12 protein-coding genes are annotated in these 17,623 nt (G+C 64.2%); 9 read left to right on the plus strand and 3 right to left on the minus strand.

Annotated elements, in window-relative coordinates; genetic code table 11:
* Nucleotides 1–91: 91 nt before the first annotated feature.
* Genes NFG57_RS06340 through NFG57_RS06350 form a run of 3 tightly spaced genes read left to right on the plus strand, consistent with a single transcriptional unit; the run spans nt 92 to nt 4,907 of the window.
* Entirely contained in the window at nt 92–979 is an 888-nt protein-coding gene (locus NFG57_RS06340) for a polysaccharide lyase (RefSeq protein ID WP_260425253.1), read from the plus strand.
* 26 nt (nt 980–1,005) lie between these two features.
* Nucleotides 1,006–2,283, plus strand: a complete 1,278-nt coding sequence (locus NFG57_RS06345) for an alginate lyase family protein (RefSeq protein WP_348815684.1) — start codon at nt 1,006–1,008, stop codon at nt 2,281–2,283.
* Complete coding sequence (locus NFG57_RS06350) at nt 2,280–4,907, plus strand: SEL1-like repeat protein (protein ID WP_348815686.1); 2,628 nt, start codon at nt 2,280–2,282, stop codon at nt 4,905–4,907. The genes NFG57_RS06345 and NFG57_RS06350 overlap by 4 nt, the downstream gene beginning before the upstream one ends.
* A gap of 113 nt (nt 4,908–5,020) precedes the next feature.
* On the opposite strand, the gene NFG57_RS06355 is transcribed toward NFG57_RS06350, so the two are convergent.
* Both NFG57_RS06355 and NFG57_RS06360 read right to left on the minus strand, forming a co-directional pair.
* Nucleotides 5,021–6,379 (minus strand): HAMP domain-containing sensor histidine kinase, encoded by a 1,359-nt coding sequence (locus NFG57_RS06355; RefSeq protein WP_348815687.1) that lies wholly within the window; start codon nt 6,377–6,379, stop codon nt 5,021–5,023.
* A complete protein-coding gene (locus NFG57_RS06360) occupies nt 6,376–7,032 on the minus strand; it encodes a response regulator (RefSeq protein ID WP_124802300.1) in 657 nt (218 codons plus the stop codon). The genes NFG57_RS06355 and NFG57_RS06360 overlap by 4 nt, the downstream gene beginning before the upstream one ends.
* Nucleotides 7,033–8,097: 1,065 nt before the next feature.
* Here NFG57_RS06360 and NFG57_RS06365 point away from each other — a divergent pair.
* Nucleotides 8,098–9,798 carry a sodium:solute symporter family protein gene (locus NFG57_RS06365; protein ID WP_348815689.1) on the plus strand — a complete coding sequence of 567 codons (1,701 nt, stop codon included), beginning with the start codon at nt 8,098–8,100 and terminating at the stop codon, nt 9,796–9,798.
* Nucleotides 9,799–9,852: 54 nt separating this feature from the next.
* The gene (locus NFG57_RS06370; RefSeq protein WP_213228344.1) at nt 9,853–9,981 is read left to right on the plus strand and encodes a putative transporter small subunit; all 129 of its coding nucleotides are present in this window, start codon (nt 9,853–9,855) and stop codon (nt 9,979–9,981) included.
* 124 nt (nt 9,982–10,105) lie between these two features.
* On the opposite strand, the gene kdgR is transcribed toward NFG57_RS06370, so the two are convergent.
* Nucleotides 10,106–10,891: a DNA-binding transcriptional regulator KdgR gene (kdgR, locus tag NFG57_RS06375; RefSeq protein WP_253555812.1), complete on the minus strand. Its 786-nt coding sequence runs from the start codon at nt 10,889–10,891 to the stop codon at nt 10,106–10,108.
* Between the two features lie 87 nt (nt 10,892–10,978).
* Here kdgR and NFG57_RS06380 point away from each other — a divergent pair, with 87 nt between their 5' ends.
* The 4 genes from NFG57_RS06380 (at nt 10,979) to NFG57_RS06395 (ending at nt 17,566) form a co-directional block, all read left to right on the plus strand.
* Nucleotides 10,979–11,725, plus strand: a complete 747-nt coding sequence (locus tag NFG57_RS06380; protein WP_348815691.1) for a hypothetical protein — start codon at nt 10,979–10,981, stop codon at nt 11,723–11,725.
* A gap of 140 nt (nt 11,726–11,865) precedes the next feature.
* Nucleotides 11,866–14,058, plus strand: a complete 2,193-nt coding sequence (locus NFG57_RS06385; RefSeq protein ID WP_348815693.1) for an OsmC domain/YcaO domain-containing protein — start codon at nt 11,866–11,868, stop codon at nt 14,056–14,058.
* Between the two features lie 409 nt (nt 14,059–14,467).
* Nucleotides 14,468–16,141 (plus strand): BCCT family transporter, encoded by a 1,674-nt coding sequence (locus NFG57_RS06390; protein WP_052704185.1) that lies wholly within the window; start codon nt 14,468–14,470, stop codon nt 16,139–16,141.
* A 48-nt stretch (nt 16,142–16,189) separates the two neighbouring features.
* Entirely contained in the window at nt 16,190–17,566 is a 1,377-nt protein-coding gene (locus tag NFG57_RS06395) for an FAD-dependent oxidoreductase (protein ID WP_348815694.1), read from the plus strand.
* Nucleotides 17,567–17,623: the final 57 nt, after the last annotated feature.

Consider the following 17,623-nt stretch of genomic DNA (forward strand, 5'->3'; position numbering starts at 1 on the left):
GCACTCGAGACGCCCCTGTGGCGGGGCCGACCAGACCCCGTCACGGCGATGACCGCCACCGAGGGCCCGAACGGGCCGACGGGAGCGACCGATGCACCACGACAAGACCATCGACACAACGCAGTCACAGACCGGGCCGACGCTGTATGTCGGGCTCGCCCTGGGGCTCTCGCTTGCCACCCTGGCCCCCGGGGCAGGGGCCGACGCCATGGAGGTCACCCGCGACGTCTCGGCGACGCCCTGTTCGCAGCGGCTGCGCCCCGTGTTCGCGCCGGATCTCGACGACGTCGAGGGGGAGATCGGCGACATCATCGAGCAGCGCTTCGGTAGCCATCGCGACTGGGGCCTGGAGAACCTGAGCCTGGTCGAGGACCCCGAGGCGGGAGCCGTGTTGCGGGCCTTCTATCCCGCGGGCACCTCTTCACCCAGCGATGGTAAACGTGGCGGTGCGGGCTTCTACGCCGCGCCCCAGGCCCTGGCCGGGGCCGAGCATGCCTGCCTGCGCTATCGGCTGCGTTTCCCCGACGGCTTCGATTTCGTCAAGGGCGGCAAGCTGCCCGGGCTTTATGGGGGCGAGGCGCCCAGTGGCGGCACCCAGGCGACCGGTGACAACGGCTTCAGCGCCCGCTTCATGTGGCGGCGCGACGGTCAGGGTGAGCTCTACGCCTACGTGGTCAATCAGGATACGGCCTACGGCGCCTCGCTGGGGCGCGGGAGCTGGCACTTCGCCAGTGGCGATTGGGTCACCGTCGAGCAGGAAATCCGGCTCAATGAGCCGAGCCGTCAGGATGGCCTGATGCGGGTGTGGATCGACGGCGAGCCTCGACTCGAGGTATCCGGCGTGGAGTTTCGCGACGTCGAGGACGGCTACATCGACGGCCTGATGTTTTCCACCTTCTTCGGTGGCACCGGCGAGTCCTGGCGCACCCCGCGAGACCAGCACCTGGACTTTGCCGACTTCGAATTTTATCGCCGGTAGCGACCTGCTGCCGGCCAGGAGACACGATGCTGAATGTAGCGATAACACTGCCGCGCCTGGCGCGAGCAGGCGGCCTTGCGTTGCTGCTGGGTGGCTGGCTGCCCGTGGCCAGCGCCCTGACCCTGGAGCAGCGCCAGGCGCTTGACCTCGAGGACTACCGGGTTTCGGACCCACAGGCCTCCTACTTCGATGTCAAGGCGCGCATGGCGCTGCTGGAAGAGCAGGACAACAGCATCCTGACGCAGATACAGGATTCCCTGGGTGAGGGTGTCAGCTGTCGTCAATTGTTGCAGCCGCCGCCCATCACCTCACAGATGCGCATTCCCGGCTTCTATCCGAGCCCCGAGGAGTGGCGTGAAGCCTCGGCGCCGCTGTTCGAGTTCGAGGACAGCGTGTCGCTGCTGGCGGGAACCTTCGTCGCCACCGGCGATGACTACTACGCCAATTGTCTGGTGCGCTATCTCGATCACTGGGCCAGCCAGGACGCCCTGACTCGCTTCCATTACGAGCCCGAGGAGCCCCAGGCCTGGTTTGCCACCGAGTCGATGATCTTCGCCGCGGCGCTGGCCTACTCGGTGGTGCGCCCCGAGGTGGACGGTCTGGAAGAGCCGAGGCAGAGGGTCGAGCGCTGGCTCGAGGATCTGGCGCTTGAGCATTCGGCGATCCCCGGCGACGCCGGCAACAGTTGCTGCAACAACCACTTCTACCGGCGGGCGCTGTACGCCAGCACGGTGGGGGTGCTGGTGGAAAACGACGAGCTGTTTCGCTTCGGCGTCAGCGCCATCCACTCGGCGCTCAATGACATGACCGAGCAAGGCGCCTTTCCGCTCGAGATGGAGCGGGGGCGTCGCGCCACCCACTACCAGAACTACGCACTCTTGTACTTGATTACCAACATGCAGGTGATCGCCCGTCAGGGCTACGACATCTTCTCGCTGAAGGTGGACGGCAAGACGATCCATGACGCAGTGGACTTCACCATGAGCGCCATCGATGACCCTGGCGTGTTGGGGGATATGGCCCCCAGCGAGCAGTACCGCGGCTTTCTGACAGACCCCCAGTACTTCTCGTGGATGGAGGTCTACCAGTCGCGCTTCGACGACCCACGCATCGCCGATTTTCTCGAGCAGCGTCGGCCGATCTACAACCGCAGCGCCGGGGGCTACGTGACGCTCTATTTCATGGCGCCAGGAGCCCAGCAACACCTGGAGCTCGAGGATCAGTCGCGCAAGCAGCAGACCCTGGAGGCACTCAACGAGGCCGATGGCGTCTCGCTGATACCCGATAACGGAGGCCCACAATGACAACACCCAGATTGATCACAAATGTCAGGCACTGGGGCAGCGCCGCCGGCGTGGCACTGCTGTTATCCGGCTGTGTCACCACCGCAAGCGACCTGGGGCCCCACGGGACACGCGAGCTTGCCGCCGAGGACCAGGCGCTGTTTGACGGCGGCCAGGCCAATAACCTTCTGTGGATGCACAAGAACCGCGTCGAGGAGGCCGACCGAGCCCTGGCCGCCGGCGACACGCAGCAGGCCATCAGGGCGCTGGAGCGGTTGACCCATCAGGGGCTGCCCCAGGGCTACTACGAGCTGGCCAAGATCTACGACCAGGGGCTTGGCGTGCCGCGCGATGCCGAGCGAGCCGCCGAGCTTTATCGCAAGGCGGTGGCAACGCCTTCCTGGATTCGCGGCCATGCGTCGCTGAACCTGGCGCGACTGACCCTGGAAGGCGACGGTGTGCAGCGTGATGATCTGCTGGGCTACTACCTGCTCCAGCAGGCCATCGAGGAGGACGTCGGGCGCGACGCCAAGGCCCGGCTGGCAGCGCTGCTCAGCCGCGGAGGGGACGGCGTGCGTGCCGATCCGGCGAAGGCTCGAACGTTGTACCAGGAACTGGCCGATGACGGTGATAGCGAGGCCATGGCGGCGCTGGCCGAGGCCCATGCGCCGGGCGGCTGGCTGGCCGAGGCGCCGGAGCTGGTGGAAGACTATCGCCGGCGTCAGCTCAGGGCCCTTGAGCGCGAGGCCGAGGCCGGCGAACCCGCGGCCATGGTCGACCTGGCTAAGCTTTACGCCGAGGGTGGCTGGCATCCAGGCAACAGTGAACGGCGTCGGCAATGGCTGTCGCGGGCGGCAAACGCCGGTGAGGTGTCGGCGATGACCGCGCTGGGACGTGACCACCTCAGGGCCAGCGACGGCAATGCGCGCCTCGCCCGTCGCTGGCTCGATCGCGCTGTGGCCGCCGGGGACGTCAATGCCATGGTGGTACTGGGGCGAGCCCTGGTGGAAGGCAACGGCCTTGAGCGAGATCTGGACGAGGGCACGGCGCTGTTGAACCGGGCCGCCGAACAGGGCGACCCGTTGGCCCACGCTGTGCTCGGAAGCCTCTATCTGGATGGGGACAAGGTGCCTGCCCAACCGCAACTGGCGCTCGAGCATCTGCGCCAGGGACAGCAGCTTGGCCACCCCTGGGCGAGCTACCAGCTCGGCAAGGCCTACCTGGAAGGCGATCATGTCGGCCAGGACCCGCTGCGCGCGATGACACTGCTGCAGGACGCCATCGACAATGACCACGCGGCGGCGCGACGCACCCTGGGCGCGGCGTTGCTCGAAGGTGAGGTGCTGGACGCAGACCCGGCGCGAGCCGAGGAATTGTTGACGCAGGCGGTCGAGCAGGGCGACGTGCGTGCCATGACGCTGCTCGGTCAGGCTCGACTCACCGGCCAGCTGGCGGGGGGTGGTGGCCGAGGCCAGGGCGTCTCGCTGCTTGAGCAGGCCGCCGAGCAAGGCGACGCCTACGCCATGCTGGTGCTCGGGCGCGCCTATCGCAAGGGTACCGGCGTCGGCGTCGACCTGGCGCGCTCGGCCGAATGGCTTAAACGTGCCGAGCAGGCCGGCCACACCTCCGCTGGCGAGGCCTTGATGAGGACCCGTCTGGCCCAGGGTGACGCCGGCAATATCCGCCAGCTCCGGCGTGCCGCCGAGGCCGGCCACGCCGGTGCCATGACCCAGCTTGGCCAGGCCTACCTGGCGGGCAATGGGATCGCTCGCAATCCTGTACAGGCGCGTACCTGGCTTGCCCGTGGACTGAGTAGTGGCGATACCAGCGCCGCGGCGCCGCTGGGCCGCATCTACATGGAGGGCATCGGGGTGGCCCGGGACGCCGGCAGGGCCATGGACCTGTGGCGCCAGGCGGCCGAGGCGGGCGACAGCCACGCCATGGTCGACCTTGGGCGCGCCCTGCTCGAAGGAGACGGCGTCGCGGCCAATCCGCAACAGGGTGTCGCCTGGCTCGAACGCGCCGCCGGACATGGCCGCCTTGGGGCCCAGCTGGCGCTGGGCAAGGCCTATCTGGAAGGGGAATCCGTGGCGGCCGATAGCCAGCGAGGCTTGTCGCTGCTGCGCGATGCAGCCGCTGCCGGCAACGCCTACGCCGCCCAGTTGATCGGCCGGGCCTTTCTCGACGGCCAGGGCGTGAGCGCCGATGGCGAGCGGGCCGACCGTTGGCTGACCCAGGCTGCCGAGTCGGGTAGCGATTCGGCCCAGAAGATCCTGGGCACCGCTCTGGTACGTGGCGAGGGACCGTTGTCGGTGGACGCCGAGCGAGGCCGTCGCTGGCTGACCACCGCCGCCGAGTCTGGCCATGCCGGGGCCAAGGCGACCCTGGGGCGCGAGCTGCTGCGAGGCCAGGCGCTCGAGCAGGATCGTGAGCGTGGCGCCGAGTATCTGGTCGACGCGGCGCTCGAGGGCCACGGCTCGGCGCGACTGGCGTTGGCCAAGGCCTACCTGGCGTCCAGGGGGCTTGAAACCGCCAACCAGCAGGCGGCGTTGTTATGGCTCGACGGCGTGCTGGAAGGCGAGGGGGATCTGGCCATCGAGACCCTGCATCAGCTATTGATGGAAACCCCCAACCTGGAAAGCTGAAGACCCGCCACGTTGCGCCTCTAGCGAGGCGTACCGCCATCAAGTTGTAGGTCGCAAGACGCACGTTTCGCGGCGAATATCCACGGTGTCGTGCTCAGGGCTGGTGCCGAAGATCAGGCCCGGGGCAGCACCACACGGATCTCGGTGCCCAGCATCGGCCTGCGGTGGGCGGAGACGTCACCGCCGTGGGCCTTGACGATGGCGCGCACGATGGCCAGGCCCAGCCCGCTGCTCTTGCCGGTCTCGCTCTGATAGAAGGGCGAAAAGATCTGGTTACTTTCTTTGGCATCGATGCCCGAGCCCTGGTCGGACACGCTGAGTACCAGCCACCTGTCGTCACTGCAGTTCACCCGAGTGAGGATCTCGCCGCCGCGAGGCGAGTAGCGGATGGCGTTGTCGATCAGGTTGGTCAGCAGAGTGCGCACCAGCTCAGGCTTGGCCTCGATCTCGGAGTCGTGGGGGCCGTCGACACGCCATTTGAGCACCACCCCTTCACGCTGGGCGGTGACGGTGCGCCGTTCGATGCTCTCTTGCACCAGAGCGCTGAGGGTGATGCGGGAAGGATTCTCCAGCGGCGCGGACGGGTCGGTGCGGGCCAGCAGCAGCAATTGATCCACCAGCTGGGTCATTTGCAACAGGGCGCGCTCGGCCTTGGCGAGTGATTGCTTGAGGCGGGAAGGGTCCTCGATGCGCTGGGCCACCTGGACCTGGCTGAGACAGCCGGCCAGGGGGGTGCGCAGCTCATGTCCGACGCCGTAGGCGAAGGTGCGTTGCTCTTCCAGCAGGTTCTTGGTCTGGTCAAGAATCCGGTCGAGCTGGGTCACCAGCGGGCGCACGTCGCGGGGCAGTCGCGCCGGATCCAGCGCCAGGGGGCGAGGGTTGAGCAGGTCTTGATTTGCGAGCGCGTCCTCGATCTTCTTGAGCGGGGTAAAGCACCGATTCTGAATAGCGATCGCCAGTAGACCGAGAAGCGTGATGGCCCATACCAGCGGCTGCTGCAGCGTCAGCAGCAACATCTCGGTCAGCGGCTTGGGCTCGGTCGGTGTAAAGGCGACGCGAGACCAGGTCTGCTGGTCTTCACTCACTGCGGTAAAGACGCGCCAGCGTTCGTCTCCCTGGGAATGACGGGAGAAGCCGTCGACTGCCTCTTCTGATAGGTCCGGAAAGGAGGAGGAGCGCAGTGCCTGGTCGCCAGAAGAGCGACCGAATTCGTAGGACATCGTTTCGCCCAGGCTTTCGCCGATCTGGTCCAGTTGGCGGATCAGGGCGTCTCCGGTGACAGGCTCGTCGGTCTGGCTGGCGGCGCGCAACATCAGCCAGGCCACCGCCTGGGCCCGCTGGGCCAGCTGCTCTTTGGAGGCTTGCTCGATACCGGAACGAGTGGCCAGCGAGCTGGCGATCCAGGTCAGCACGATCAACAGGCACGACAGAAGTACCACGCGCTTGCGTAGCCCGGTATAGAAGGTGCTCATGGCGACACCCGATAGCCTAACCCGCGCAACGTCTCGATCCTGTGGTCACCGAGCTTGCTGCGCAGCTTGTGGATCAGCACGCTCAGGCTGTTGCTGTCGGGACCATCGTCCCAGCCGTACAGGCGCGCTTCGAGCTGACTGCGGGCGACCACGCGGCCAGGTCGCTCCAGCAGGCTTTCGAGTACCACGTATTCGTAGGCCGAGAGGTCCAGCGGTTCGCCACCGAGCCATGCCAGCCTGTCGCTTCGGTCGAGACGGATGTCGCCGCATTCCAGCAAATTGTCCGCATGTCCACGGGCTCGGCGCAGCAGCGCCTTGAGGCGAGCGTCCAGCTCGTCCAGGTCGATGGGCTTGGTGATGTAATCGTCTGCCCCCTCGTTGAGGGCCTCGACGCAGCGACGGGTATCCTCGTCGGCGGTCAGTACCAGAATCGGTTCACGAAACCCCTCGTCCCGCCAGCGCCTAAGCAGCTCCATGCCGGTAAAGCCCGGCAGGGACAGGTCGAGGATGACCGCGTCAAAGGCGTTGTCGGCAAGGGCGTGGGCCGCGGTGTCGCCACGGGTCAGCCAGTCGACCTGATGGCCGAGCAGCGATAGCCCCTCGGAGAGTCCATCTCCGAGGATATCGTCATCTTCAATAAACAGGATTCTCACGTCGATATTCCGAAACTGGCGTCTGATATCGACAAAAGCCTACCACCGATCGTTGGGTTTTTCCCGGCGCCCTGTCCCGCCCCTTTCCTGATCAAAGCAGACTTTGTTGCTTCGCACATTGGAAGTTGGTGAGTGAATAATTGGTAAGGATTATCATTTGCCGCTTCTCCTCGTTGACCTCACATGGGGAAACTGACGCGTAGATGGGCAGGATAGCCTTCAGTAATAGGGACCAACGCAAAGCGTGTCGCTGATGAAAATGGCCAGGCAGTACCTGCTTCTTGTTGTCTGGATTTTCGATCGGCTACCGGAGGCGATGCGTGTGGAAGGGAAGAGCGAGATTGCCGAAGGTTTTACGCCACCATCCGAGAGAATTCCGCTATCTTGACGTCTCGTCGAAAATGGCTAAATTATCCTTCGTCCGTCAGGTTGGACATTTTCTGCACAGCACAGTAGGGTATGTGCGCCGCAGCGATGGTTTTATCCCGCCTTTTACAGGCCTCACGTCGCTCTGGACGCCGAGCCCTTATCCTGGCTCGCGATCCGATGCCAAGCTGGCGTTATACCGCCAGGAGAAGTGCCATCGCTGGATGGATGTGGCACCTTCCCGACTGGATTACCCCGGGGCCAATGGCCCGGCGGGGACCTGTTTGTCTTGTCTAATGCTGTTCCTGCGTTGTCGCTGGAGAGGACCGAGATGTCGCCCCACTACACCGACCAGGGCCGCTGCATGCCGCGCCGCCCGCCTCCCTGACCCACCAGTGGTCTGCTGGCGTCTTCGATACGCCCCGCCGGTTGTCGCAATGTCGGCCCGCCTGCCTCTGCTGCAATGGCTGGCCATGTGCTGCGGCGCGTCCCGACGCCTTTCTGTACCGAAAAAGCGGCAGTAATCCGTTTTATTTCGGCCCTTGAGACTTCAATGATCCCGAGGAAGCTTCGTCCTTTTCGTGGGCGGAATTCCTGTGGCGTTGTCGTGCTCGTCTAGTGAGTTTTTCGCGGTGAAGTGCCGGCATGCGTTCGCATGAACCGTCGCTCGCCTGTGTTCCACCAACAAGAGAATTGCCCTTGAATAGCGCCTCCCTCCACCAGTTTTCGACCCTGACGGTCATCCTGTTGATGATCGCTTTTTATGGCGGCACCTACCTGATGACCCTGAGCATCCGCAAGAAGAAGGAAGACGCCGACGCCTTCATGGTCTCGAACCACCGGGTCGGCTTCGGCATCGGTGCCGCCAGCATGACGGCCACCTGGATCTGGGCCGCTTCTTTCTACGCCGCTGCCACTTCCGGCTATACCTATGGTGTGTCCGGCCCGATCCACTACGGGCTGTGGGGCGCGCTGATGATCCTGTTCATCTATCCGTTCGGCCGCCGCTTCCGGCGGCTGGCGCCCAACGCCCACACCCTGGGCGAACTGATCCACGCTCGCCACGGCTCCTCCAGCCAGCTGATCCTGGCGCTATCGAACCTGCTGGGCAGCATCATCAGCCTGATGGTCAACTTCACCGCCGCCGGGGCGCTGGTATCGGTGCTGTCGCCGCTGTCGTTCCAGGCCGGCGTCATCATCGCCGGTGTCGGGGTGCTGCTGTACACGCTGTGGTCGGGCTTCCGCGCCTCGGTGCTGACGGACTTCGCCCAACTGGTGGCGCTGATGGCGATCGCCGTGGTGATCATCCCGGCGGTGTTCTTCGCCATGGGCGGGCCCACTGAACTGGTGGCCGGGCTCGACAACCTCACCGCCGAGCAGGCCAACTTCTTCTCGATGGACGCCATCCTCAATCAGGGCGCACCCTTCTTCGTTGCGGTGCTGGCCTATGCCATCGGTAACCAGACCATCTCCCAGCGTCTGTTCGCGGTGAACGAGGATCACATCAAGCCGACCTTCCTCACCGCCACCGTGGGCTACGGGGCCATCGTCATCGGCCTTGGCATGATCGGCCTGATGGCGCTGACCCTGGGGGTCGAGCCGCTCAACGGTGACATGAACAACCTGATCCCGCAGATGGTGTCCAGCTACCTGCCGCCGGTGTTCATCGCTGCCTTCTTTATTCTGGTGATCGGTTCGCTGTCCTCGACCGCCGATTCCGACCTGTCGGCGCTGTCGGCGATCATGATGGCCGACGTCTACGGCAAGAACATCGCTCGAGGCAAGGCCGACCCCCGCCGCATGCTGCTGGTAGGGCGCATCACCATGATCGTGGCCACCGCCATCGGTATCGTCTTCGCCAGCTTCTCGCTGGATATCCTGGTGATGCTGGTCTTCGTCGGGGCGCTGTGGGGGGCCATTGTCTTCCCGGTGATCGCCAGTTGCTTCTGGAGCCGGGTCACCAACGCGGCCTTCACCACCTCGGTGCTGGTGGCCATGGTGACCTTCTGCGTGGCGCGTTTTGAATGGCTGCCGATGACCGGTGTGGCCGGTCTTGGCTTCGAGTTCCTGGCCAGCATCGGTGGCGGCATCATCATCGCGCTGATGGTGTTCGGCTTCCTCGGCCGCGTGGCCGGCGCCGTCGCCGGGCTTGCTGCCTTTGTCGCCATGCTGGTGTTCGCCACCGGTTTCCTCAGGGAGTACACGGTGCTGCTGGCGTCGCTGACCGCCTACGGCACCAGCACCCTGGTGTGCGTGGTGATGAGCCTGGCCAGCCGCGAGCGGTTCGACTTCGACACCATCGCCGAGCGGGTCGGCAACTATGATGCCGCCGAGGCCGTGACGGTAGCCGACGAGCGCCCGTCCAAGTCCGCCCCGGCAGGGCTTGCGACCCAGCGCTGAACCCTTGTTTGACGGGCGCCGCAGGCTGGCGGCGCCCACCGACGGAGATTCCCCATGACTCTGCTTTTTGGCTTTTACGTATTGATCTGGCCTGCGCTCACCCTGGGCGTGCTGCTGCTGATCTGCCGCGCCGTTGCCCGCGATCGTCGTGAGGCGAAAAAGGGCCACCGCACCCTGGTGTGAGGCGCAACTCGCACTGACCCGTTGCGACACCTGCCCTCGATGCGAGGGACAGGCCGCAACCAAAGAAGCCGCCCCAAGGGGCGGCTTCTTTCGTCATGGCAGGCGGCAGGGCAGGGAGGTCGCGTCAGCGCCGCGCCAGGTAGCCCAGGTTGCCCGAAATGTTGCGACCGGCCTCGACCAGAATGCGCTTGTACTCCGAAGTCTTGTCTTGGTGGTAGCGGATGCTCGGGATCGACATGCTCAGGGCGGCGATGGCGCGCCCGGTGTGATCGAAGATCGGGGTGGCGAAGCAGCAGACGCCTTCATCCATCTCTTCGAGATCCTCGGACAGCTCGCTCTCGGCGATCTCGGCCAGCTCTTCGCGCAGTGCCGCTTCGGTGGTCACGGTGTTCTGGGTGCGTGGTTCGAACTTGACGTTCGCGAGCAGGGCGTCGAGCTGCGCCGGGGGCAGGTGGGCCAGCAGGGCCTTGCCGATGGAATTGGTGTAGGCCGGGCTACGGTCGCCGATGCGGGTGTGAATGCACAGGTTGAAGTGAGAGTTGTACTTGTGCACGTAGATCACTTCGGCGGTGGTGGTGTCCAGGGTGCCCAGGTGCACGGCTTCGCGGGTCAGTTCGGACAGTGCCGCCATGTCGGGATCGGCCATCTTGATCAGGTCGGCCTTGCCGAGCGCCGAACTGCCAAGCGCAAAGACCTTCATCGTCAGCCGGTATTTCTCGCTTTCCGGATTCTGGGCGACGTAGCCCAGGTTCTTGAGCGTCTGCACAAAGCGATAGGCGGTGCTCTTTGACATCACGGCGCGTTGGGACAGCACCGCCAGGCTGGATTCTCCACCCTCATCCAGAGCCTCCAGGATCGCCATGACCTTGAGTACCGCTGTGACGTTGTCGACCTTCGCTTCAGTAGCCATAGGGCCAAGATTCCAGAAATTGTGAAATAGGGTTTTATCTCTTGGTTTCGAGTTATACGTCTTTAGTCGTATGTCTGCAATATTCGGATGAGCTACGGCAGGTTCACCCAACTCTTCTATGTGGTGAGCCAGATCCTTCTCACCCTGATGACTGCTTCCATCGCGCTCTATGGCGTGTCGCTGTTTCTCGGCGCGGTGTTCGATGTTCGGGTGGCCTTCGTCACCCTGGTGATCGGTGCCGTCATCATCGTGACGTTGGCCATCGCCCTGGGCCAGGTCCACCACCTCAGCCTGTTCGACATCATGGTGATGTTCGGAGTGATCTTCCAGATGCCGCTGGCGCTGCCGGCCATGCTGTCCATCGCCAGGACCGGCGCCCCTGACTGGGCCGGTTGGGGCGGGGTGCTGGTGGGTATCCTGGTGACCACCTCGAGCTATCTGTGGCTCGACGTCGAGGCCCTGGGCCAGTGGCTCGGCCTGCCGTCGATCCATCCCTCCCAACTGGTCGATATCAAGCTCGCGGTCTCGCTGATGCTGCAGGTCGTCAGCGTGGTGGGTTTCGTCTACTTGGCACGCTTCGTCCATGCGCCGCCCAGAAGCACCGCCCGCCAGGCAGAGGTCGACGAGTTGTTTGCCCGGCTGGAGCGCCCGGTGGCCGCGGACACCACGCCGGACAGCGGTGGGCCGTCGCGCAAGCTGGCGCCGCGACTGGTGCGGTACGTCGCGCTGGTATCGCTGCTGTTGGCGGTACTCGCCGATACCTGGCTCGGCGCCGGCTTCTTCGTGATCGTGGCCTTGTGTCAGTTGGTTGTCTCGCGACTGCTGAAGCAATAGAGGTTATCGCCAGGCCATCACGAGCAAATTTCATCCGGCTGGCCAAGACGTCGCCGGGGGAAAACTGGATAATGCGCCCCAAAGGCGTTGTCGGTGGCGAGTGTCCGACGACCCAAACCCATTACTCCGGTGCTGACTCCATGGAAATCAAGGTCAATTTTCTCGACAACCTGAGGCTCGAGGCCAAGTTCGACGACTTTACCGTCGTTACCGACCAGCCCATCCGCTACAAGGGTGACGGCTCGGCGCCGAGCCCCTTCGACTATTTCCTGGCGTCGTCTGCCCTGTGTGCCGCCTACTTCGTCAAGGTCTACTGCGTCGCCCGGGATATCCCCACCGAAAATATCCGGCTGTCGCAGAACAACATCGTCGACCCGGAAAACCGCTACAACCAGATCTTCAAGATCCAGGTGGAGCTGCCCGAGGACCTGTCCGACAAGGATCGCCAGGGCATCCTGCGCTCCATCGAGCGCTGCACCGTGAAGAAGGTGGTGCAGACGGGCCCCGAGTTCCAGATCGAGACGGTGGAGAACCTCGACGAGGACGCCCAGGCGCTGCTGATGGCGGAGCCGGAAGAGGGCCAGCGCACCTGGATCGAGGGCAAGGACCTGCCGCTGGAGCAGACCATCGCCAACATGACCGGGATGCTTGCCGAACTCGGCATGAAGGTCGAGATCGCCTCCTGGCGCAACATCGTGCCCCACGTCTGGTCACTGCACATCCGCGACGCCGCCTCGCCCATGTGCTTCACCAACGGCAAGGGCTCGACCAAGGAGAGCGCGCTGTGCTCGGCGCTGGGCGAGTTCATCGAGCGCCTGAGCTGCAACTTCTTCTACAACGATCAGTTCTTCGGCCAGGAGATCGCCTCGAGCGAGTTTGTCCACTACCCCTGCGAGAAGTGGTTCAAGCCCGGGCCCAACGACGAGCTGCCCAAGGGCATCCTCGACGACTACTGCCTGGAGATCTTCGATCCCGACGGCGAGCTTCAGGGCTCCCACCTGATCGACACCAACTCCGGCAATGTCGAGCGCGGCATCGTCGCGCTGCCCTTTGTGCGTCAGTCCGATGGCGAGGTGATCTACTTCCCCTCCAACCTGATCGAGAACCTCTACCTGTCCAACGGCATGAGCGCCGGCAACACCCTGGCCGAGGCCCAGGTGCAGTGCCTGTCGGAGATATTCGAGCGCGGTGTGAAGCGCCAGATCCTCGAGCAGGAGCTGGCCCTGCCAGACGTGCCCGAGGAGGTGCTGGCGAAGTATCCGGACATCGTCGAAGGGGTGAAGGCGCTGGAGGCCCAGGGCTTCCCGGTGCTGGTCAAGGATGCCTCCCTCGGCGGCCAGTTCCCGGTGGCCTGCGTGACCCTGATGAACCCCAAGACCGGCGGCGTGTTCGCCTCCTTCGGTGCCCACCCGAGCTTCGAGGTCGCCATCGAGCGCAGCCTGACCGAGCTGATGCAGGGGCGCAGCTTCGAGGGCCTCAATGACTTCATGCCGCCCACCTTCAACTCGCTGGCGGTGACCGAGCCCAACAACTTTGTCGAGCACTTCATCGACTCCTCCGGGCTGGTGTCCTGGCGCTTCTTCAGCGCCAGGCCCGACGTCGAGTTTGTCGAGTGGGACTTCTCCGGCAGCAACGACGAGGAGGCAGCGACCCTGTTCGGCATCCTCGAGGAGATGGGCAAGGAAGCCTACATGATGGTCCACGAGGACCTGGGCGCGCCGGTCTGCCGCATCCTGGTGCCGGGCTATTCCGAGGTCTATCCGGTCGAGGACCTGGTGTGGGACAACACCAACATGGCGCTGGACTACCGCGAGGACATCCTCAATCTGCATCGTCTCGACGACGACCGGCTCGCTGATCTGCTCGAGCGGCTGGAAGAGAGCCAGATCGACGAGCACATGGACATCATCACCCTGATCGGTATCGAGTTCGACGAGAACACCGTGTGGGGCCAGCTGACGATCCTCGAGCTCAAGCTGATGCTTCACCTGGCGCTCGGCCAGCACGAGGAGGCGCTGGATCGGGTCGAGATGTTCCTGCAGTACAACGACAACACCGTCGAGCGTGGCCTTTACTACCAGGCGGTGCGGGCGGTGCTGGAGATCACCCTGGACGACGAGCTAGAGCTCGACGACTTCCTCTACAACCTGCGCCGCATGTTCGGGGACGAGACCATGGACAGCGTGGTCGGTGTGGTCAGCGGCGAGTTGCGCTTCCCCGGCCTTACCCCGACCAGCATGGCGCTCGAAGGGCTGGAAAAGCACCAGCGCCTGATCGAGAGCTACAAGAAACTGCACGCGCGCAGGGCTCAGCTGGCCAAAGCCCAGAGCTGATCAGCCCAGCCACCGGCGCCGGTGTAACGGCCAGGCCCTGTGACGGCCTTCAATACCAACGCCCCCGACGGACTTCGTCGGGGGCGTTTTCGTCTGCGCTTCGTACAACGCTTGGGGACAGACGCCCCTGTCTCTCCAAGGTGGTGATGTTCCGGTAAACGGGCCGCTTTCCTGGCGCGCTGGATGGCATCTGAGTGATCGACGCCAGGCTAGAACTTTGGTCGATATTCTTAAAATAAATCCGCTTAGTTTCTTGTTGATGAAAAAATAGATGCTATTTTTCATTATTGTGAAGTCAAAGCGTTTTACGCCAGCTATTGCTCGAAGTCGGCGGCGTTGTCGCGGGGGCCGGGGTTGCGGCTTGGCGGCGTGTCACCGCCTTCGGGTGTCATCCACCAAGGAGTTTTCGATGACCCAACAATCGATAACGAATGTCGAAAGCCATCCGCCAGCGGGACCGGTCAGCCGCATCTTCGGCCAGTATGATCGCTCGCTGTTCTGGCCTGTGCTGCTGATCTACGGCTTGATCATGGCTTGCGCGCTGTTCTTTCCGACCCTGACCGGTCAGGTGTTGTCCTCGACCCGCGACTTTCTGATCTTCAACTTCGGCTGGGGCTTTCTGCTGGGGATGGGGGGCGCGCTGCTGTTCTGTCTCTACCTGGTGATCAGCCCCTATGGTGATCTGAAGCTTGGCGCCGACGATGAGGTGCCGGAGTTCTCCTACGGCGCCTGGATCTCGATGCTGTTCAGCTGCGGCTTTGGCATCGGCTTTGTGTTCTTCAGCGTGGCCGAGCCGTTGACCCACCTCTATCAGTCCTCCCACGTCATCGACATGGGGGCGACGGGAGAAGCCGCCGGGGTCGCCAAGGCCGTCCAGCTGACCTTGCTGGACTGGGGCATGCATGGCTGGGCGGTATTTGCCATCGCCGCCTGGGCGATCGCCTTTCCGGCCTACCGCCTGGGCCTGCCGCTGACGGTGGCCACCGGTCTCTATGGCATCCTGGGAGAGCGCTGCAACACCAGTGTCTGGGGGCGCCTGGCCAATGCCCTGGGGATCATCGGCACCATCGGCGGCAATGCCACCATGATCGGGCTCGGGGTGGCCTCCATCAACTACGGTCTGGCGACCTTGTTCGGATGGGACCTTGGTCCCGTTGGCCAGGCCCTGGTGATGATCGTGGTGATCGTGGCCTACGTGATTTCCGCAGCCACCGGCGTCGAGCGTGGCATCAAGGTGCTGAGCCAGGCCAATATGGTGATGGCTGGGGCGATTCTGCTGGCGCTGCTGTTCTTCGGCCATGCGCCCACTCAATATCTGCTGAACCTTGCCACCCAGCAGGTCGGCGACTATTTCGGCGAGGTCTTTGCGCTGCAGTTCTGGAGCGATGCCGGCAACTTCGAGCAGCGTGAATGGCTCGGTTGGTGGGTCGTGTTCTACTGGCTCTGGTACATCTCCTACATCCCTTTCTGCGGCGGCTTCATCGCGCGGATTTCCCGCGGCCGGACCCTGCGCGAGTTCATCGTCGGCGTGATCCTGGTGCCCATGCTGCTGGCAATCGGCTGGTTCAGCATCTGGGGAGGCTCCGCCGGCTACGTCGAGGTCACCGGTATCGCGCCTCTATGGGAAGGCGTGCAGCAAAAGCCCGAGTCGGGGATCTATGCCCTGCTCGAGAGCATGCCGGGTGGCTGGTGGCTGAGTCTGGGGGTGCTTTTCAATATCGTCATCTTCGCGGTGACGACCTCCGATTCGGCGTCCTTCTTTGCCGCCATGCAGGTCTCCAACGGCGATGAAAACCCCAAGGTGTCGATGCGCCTGCTGTGGGGCGTGGTGATCGGGTTCACCGGCATCATGTTCCAGTTGACCGGTGGCTTCGACGCGATCAGAAGCCTCGCCATCGTGGTCGGTGCTCCGTTCTTTGTGGTGGGTATCGCCTACATGGTGTCGGTCTACCGGATGCTCAAGTCCGCCAAGAAAGGCGGTGTGCACAACGACAGGATCGGCGTCTTCTACCGAGGCATGGTGCCTTACAAGATCGGCCGCCAGGGAGCCAATGGCGAGAGGCATAGTGATGATCGAGCTTGAACCCCGTGTCGTCGTCCTTTGCCGCCAACCATCGAGGAGGAGTGTCTGATGTCAGTACTCACGCCGTTCGACCCCAGCTATGACCCGTTGAAAGACGCCACTCCCGGTGTCGGGCGGGACTACGCGCCGAGCTACTGGCGCCATCACGCCGGGCCTCCACCGCAGGACGACGGCCCGGTGGATCGCGACATGGACGTCGACGTGGTGCTGATCGGCGCTGGTTTTACAGGCCTTGCCACCGCGCTCTTTCTGGCGCGCGAGTACGGCATCAAGGCGACCGTGCTGGAGGCCAACCAGATCGGCTGGGGGTGCACCAGCCGCAATGGCGGCCAGGGGCATCTCGCCTGGGGCCGCCTGAGTCGCAGCCAGTGGGTGAAGCGCTGGGGCCAGGACGTCGCCCGGCGTCTTCACGCCAATAGCCTCGAGGGCTTCGAGGTATTCCAGTCGATGGCCGAGGACCCCGAGATCGACTGCGAGCCCCAGAACCACGGCAACCTGTTGATCGCTCACAGCGCCAAGGCACTCGATGGGCTCAAGGAGGAGTCACGGCTGTGCAATCGGCTGCTGGGCTACCCGACTCGGGTGCTCGGTCGTGATGACGTGCTCGAGGGTTACATCGGCGACCAGGAGGCCCAGGGCGCCATGCTGGAGCCGGTGGGAATCGCCGTTCAGCCGCTCAAGCTGGCCTACGGCTACGCCCGGGTGGCACGGCGGCTCGGAGCCAGGATTCACACCGCAAGCCCCGTCGAGGGCTGGACCACCGAGGGTGGGGTGCATCACCTCAGGACCCCGGGGGGTGTGGTGCGGGCGCGTGCCGTGGGCATCGCCACCGCGGGTTATACCAGCCCCCAGCTGCACCGGGTCACGGCCTATCGCAATATGCCGATCATGGCCAACTCGGTGTGGACCCGGACCTTGACCGACGACGAGGTCGAGGCCTGCGGCTTTCGTTCCACTGTGCTGACCACCGATACCCGCAAGCTGCGCTACTACTATCGCTTTCTGCCGGAAAGGCGCCTGCAGATCGGCACCCGTAGCGCGATCAGCGGTGCCGACGCCCAGAACCCGCGACACCTCAAGGTGGTCCACGATGCCATCGCACGAAAGTTCCCGGCCATCGCCGGTATCGAGACGCCCTGGTTTTCCCACGGCTGGATGGATATCTCCCACGACATGATGCCGAGGATCGTGCAGCCGGACCCCGGCAGCAGCATCTTCTACGCCCAGGGATACAGCGGCAATGGCGTGGCATTTTCTGCCTACGCCTCAAAAAAGATGGCGGCGCTGATCGCCGGCGAATCGCTCAAGGAGGCCGACCTGCCGATCTTCAATTCGCCCTTGCCCGGGCACCTGCTGAGGCCGGTGCGTCGTCTGGGCCAGCGTGCCCTTTACCGGTACTTCCAGGTGCTCGACAGCCTGCGATAGCCATGGCAATGGCGGGCGCCGCCTAGGCCGGGCGTCCTCTTCTCACCACCACGATTC

The organism is Halomonas sp. H10-59 (assembly GCF_040070555.1).
Classification (GTDB): domain Bacteria; phylum Pseudomonadota; class Gammaproteobacteria; order Pseudomonadales; family Halomonadaceae; genus Halomonas; species Halomonas litopenaei.

What these genes read in the sequence shown, in the direction of transcription:
- NFG57_RS06340 (WP_260425253.1), top strand. Translation starts at nt 92, where the DNA reads ATGCACCACGACAAGACCATCGACACAACGCAGTCACAGACCGGGCCG.
- NFG57_RS06345 (WP_348815684.1), top strand. Translation starts at nt 1,006, where the DNA reads ATGCTGAATGTAGCGATAACACTGCCGCGCCTGGCGCGAGCAGGCGGC.
- NFG57_RS06350 (WP_348815686.1), top strand. Translation starts at nt 2,280, where the DNA reads ATGACAACACCCAGATTGATCACAAATGTCAGGCACTGGGGCAGCGCC.
- NFG57_RS06355 (WP_348815687.1), bottom strand. Translation starts at nt 6,379, where the DNA reads ATGAGCACCTTCTATACCGGGCTACGCAAGCGCGTGGTACTTCTGTCG.
- NFG57_RS06370 (WP_213228344.1), top strand. Translation starts at nt 9,853, where the DNA reads ATGACTCTGCTTTTTGGCTTTTACGTATTGATCTGGCCTGCGCTCACC.
- kdgR (WP_253555812.1), bottom strand. Translation starts at nt 10,891, where the DNA reads ATGGCTACTGAAGCGAAGGTCGACAACGTCACAGCGGTACTCAAGGTC.
- NFG57_RS06380 (WP_348815691.1), top strand. Translation starts at nt 10,979, where the DNA reads ATGAGCTACGGCAGGTTCACCCAACTCTTCTATGTGGTGAGCCAGATC.
- NFG57_RS06385 (WP_348815693.1), top strand. Translation starts at nt 11,866, where the DNA reads ATGGAAATCAAGGTCAATTTTCTCGACAACCTGAGGCTCGAGGCCAAG.
- NFG57_RS06390 (WP_052704185.1), top strand. Translation starts at nt 14,468, where the DNA reads ATGACCCAACAATCGATAACGAATGTCGAAAGCCATCCGCCAGCGGGA.
- NFG57_RS06395 (WP_348815694.1), top strand. Translation starts at nt 16,190, where the DNA reads ATGTCAGTACTCACGCCGTTCGACCCCAGCTATGACCCGTTGAAAGAC.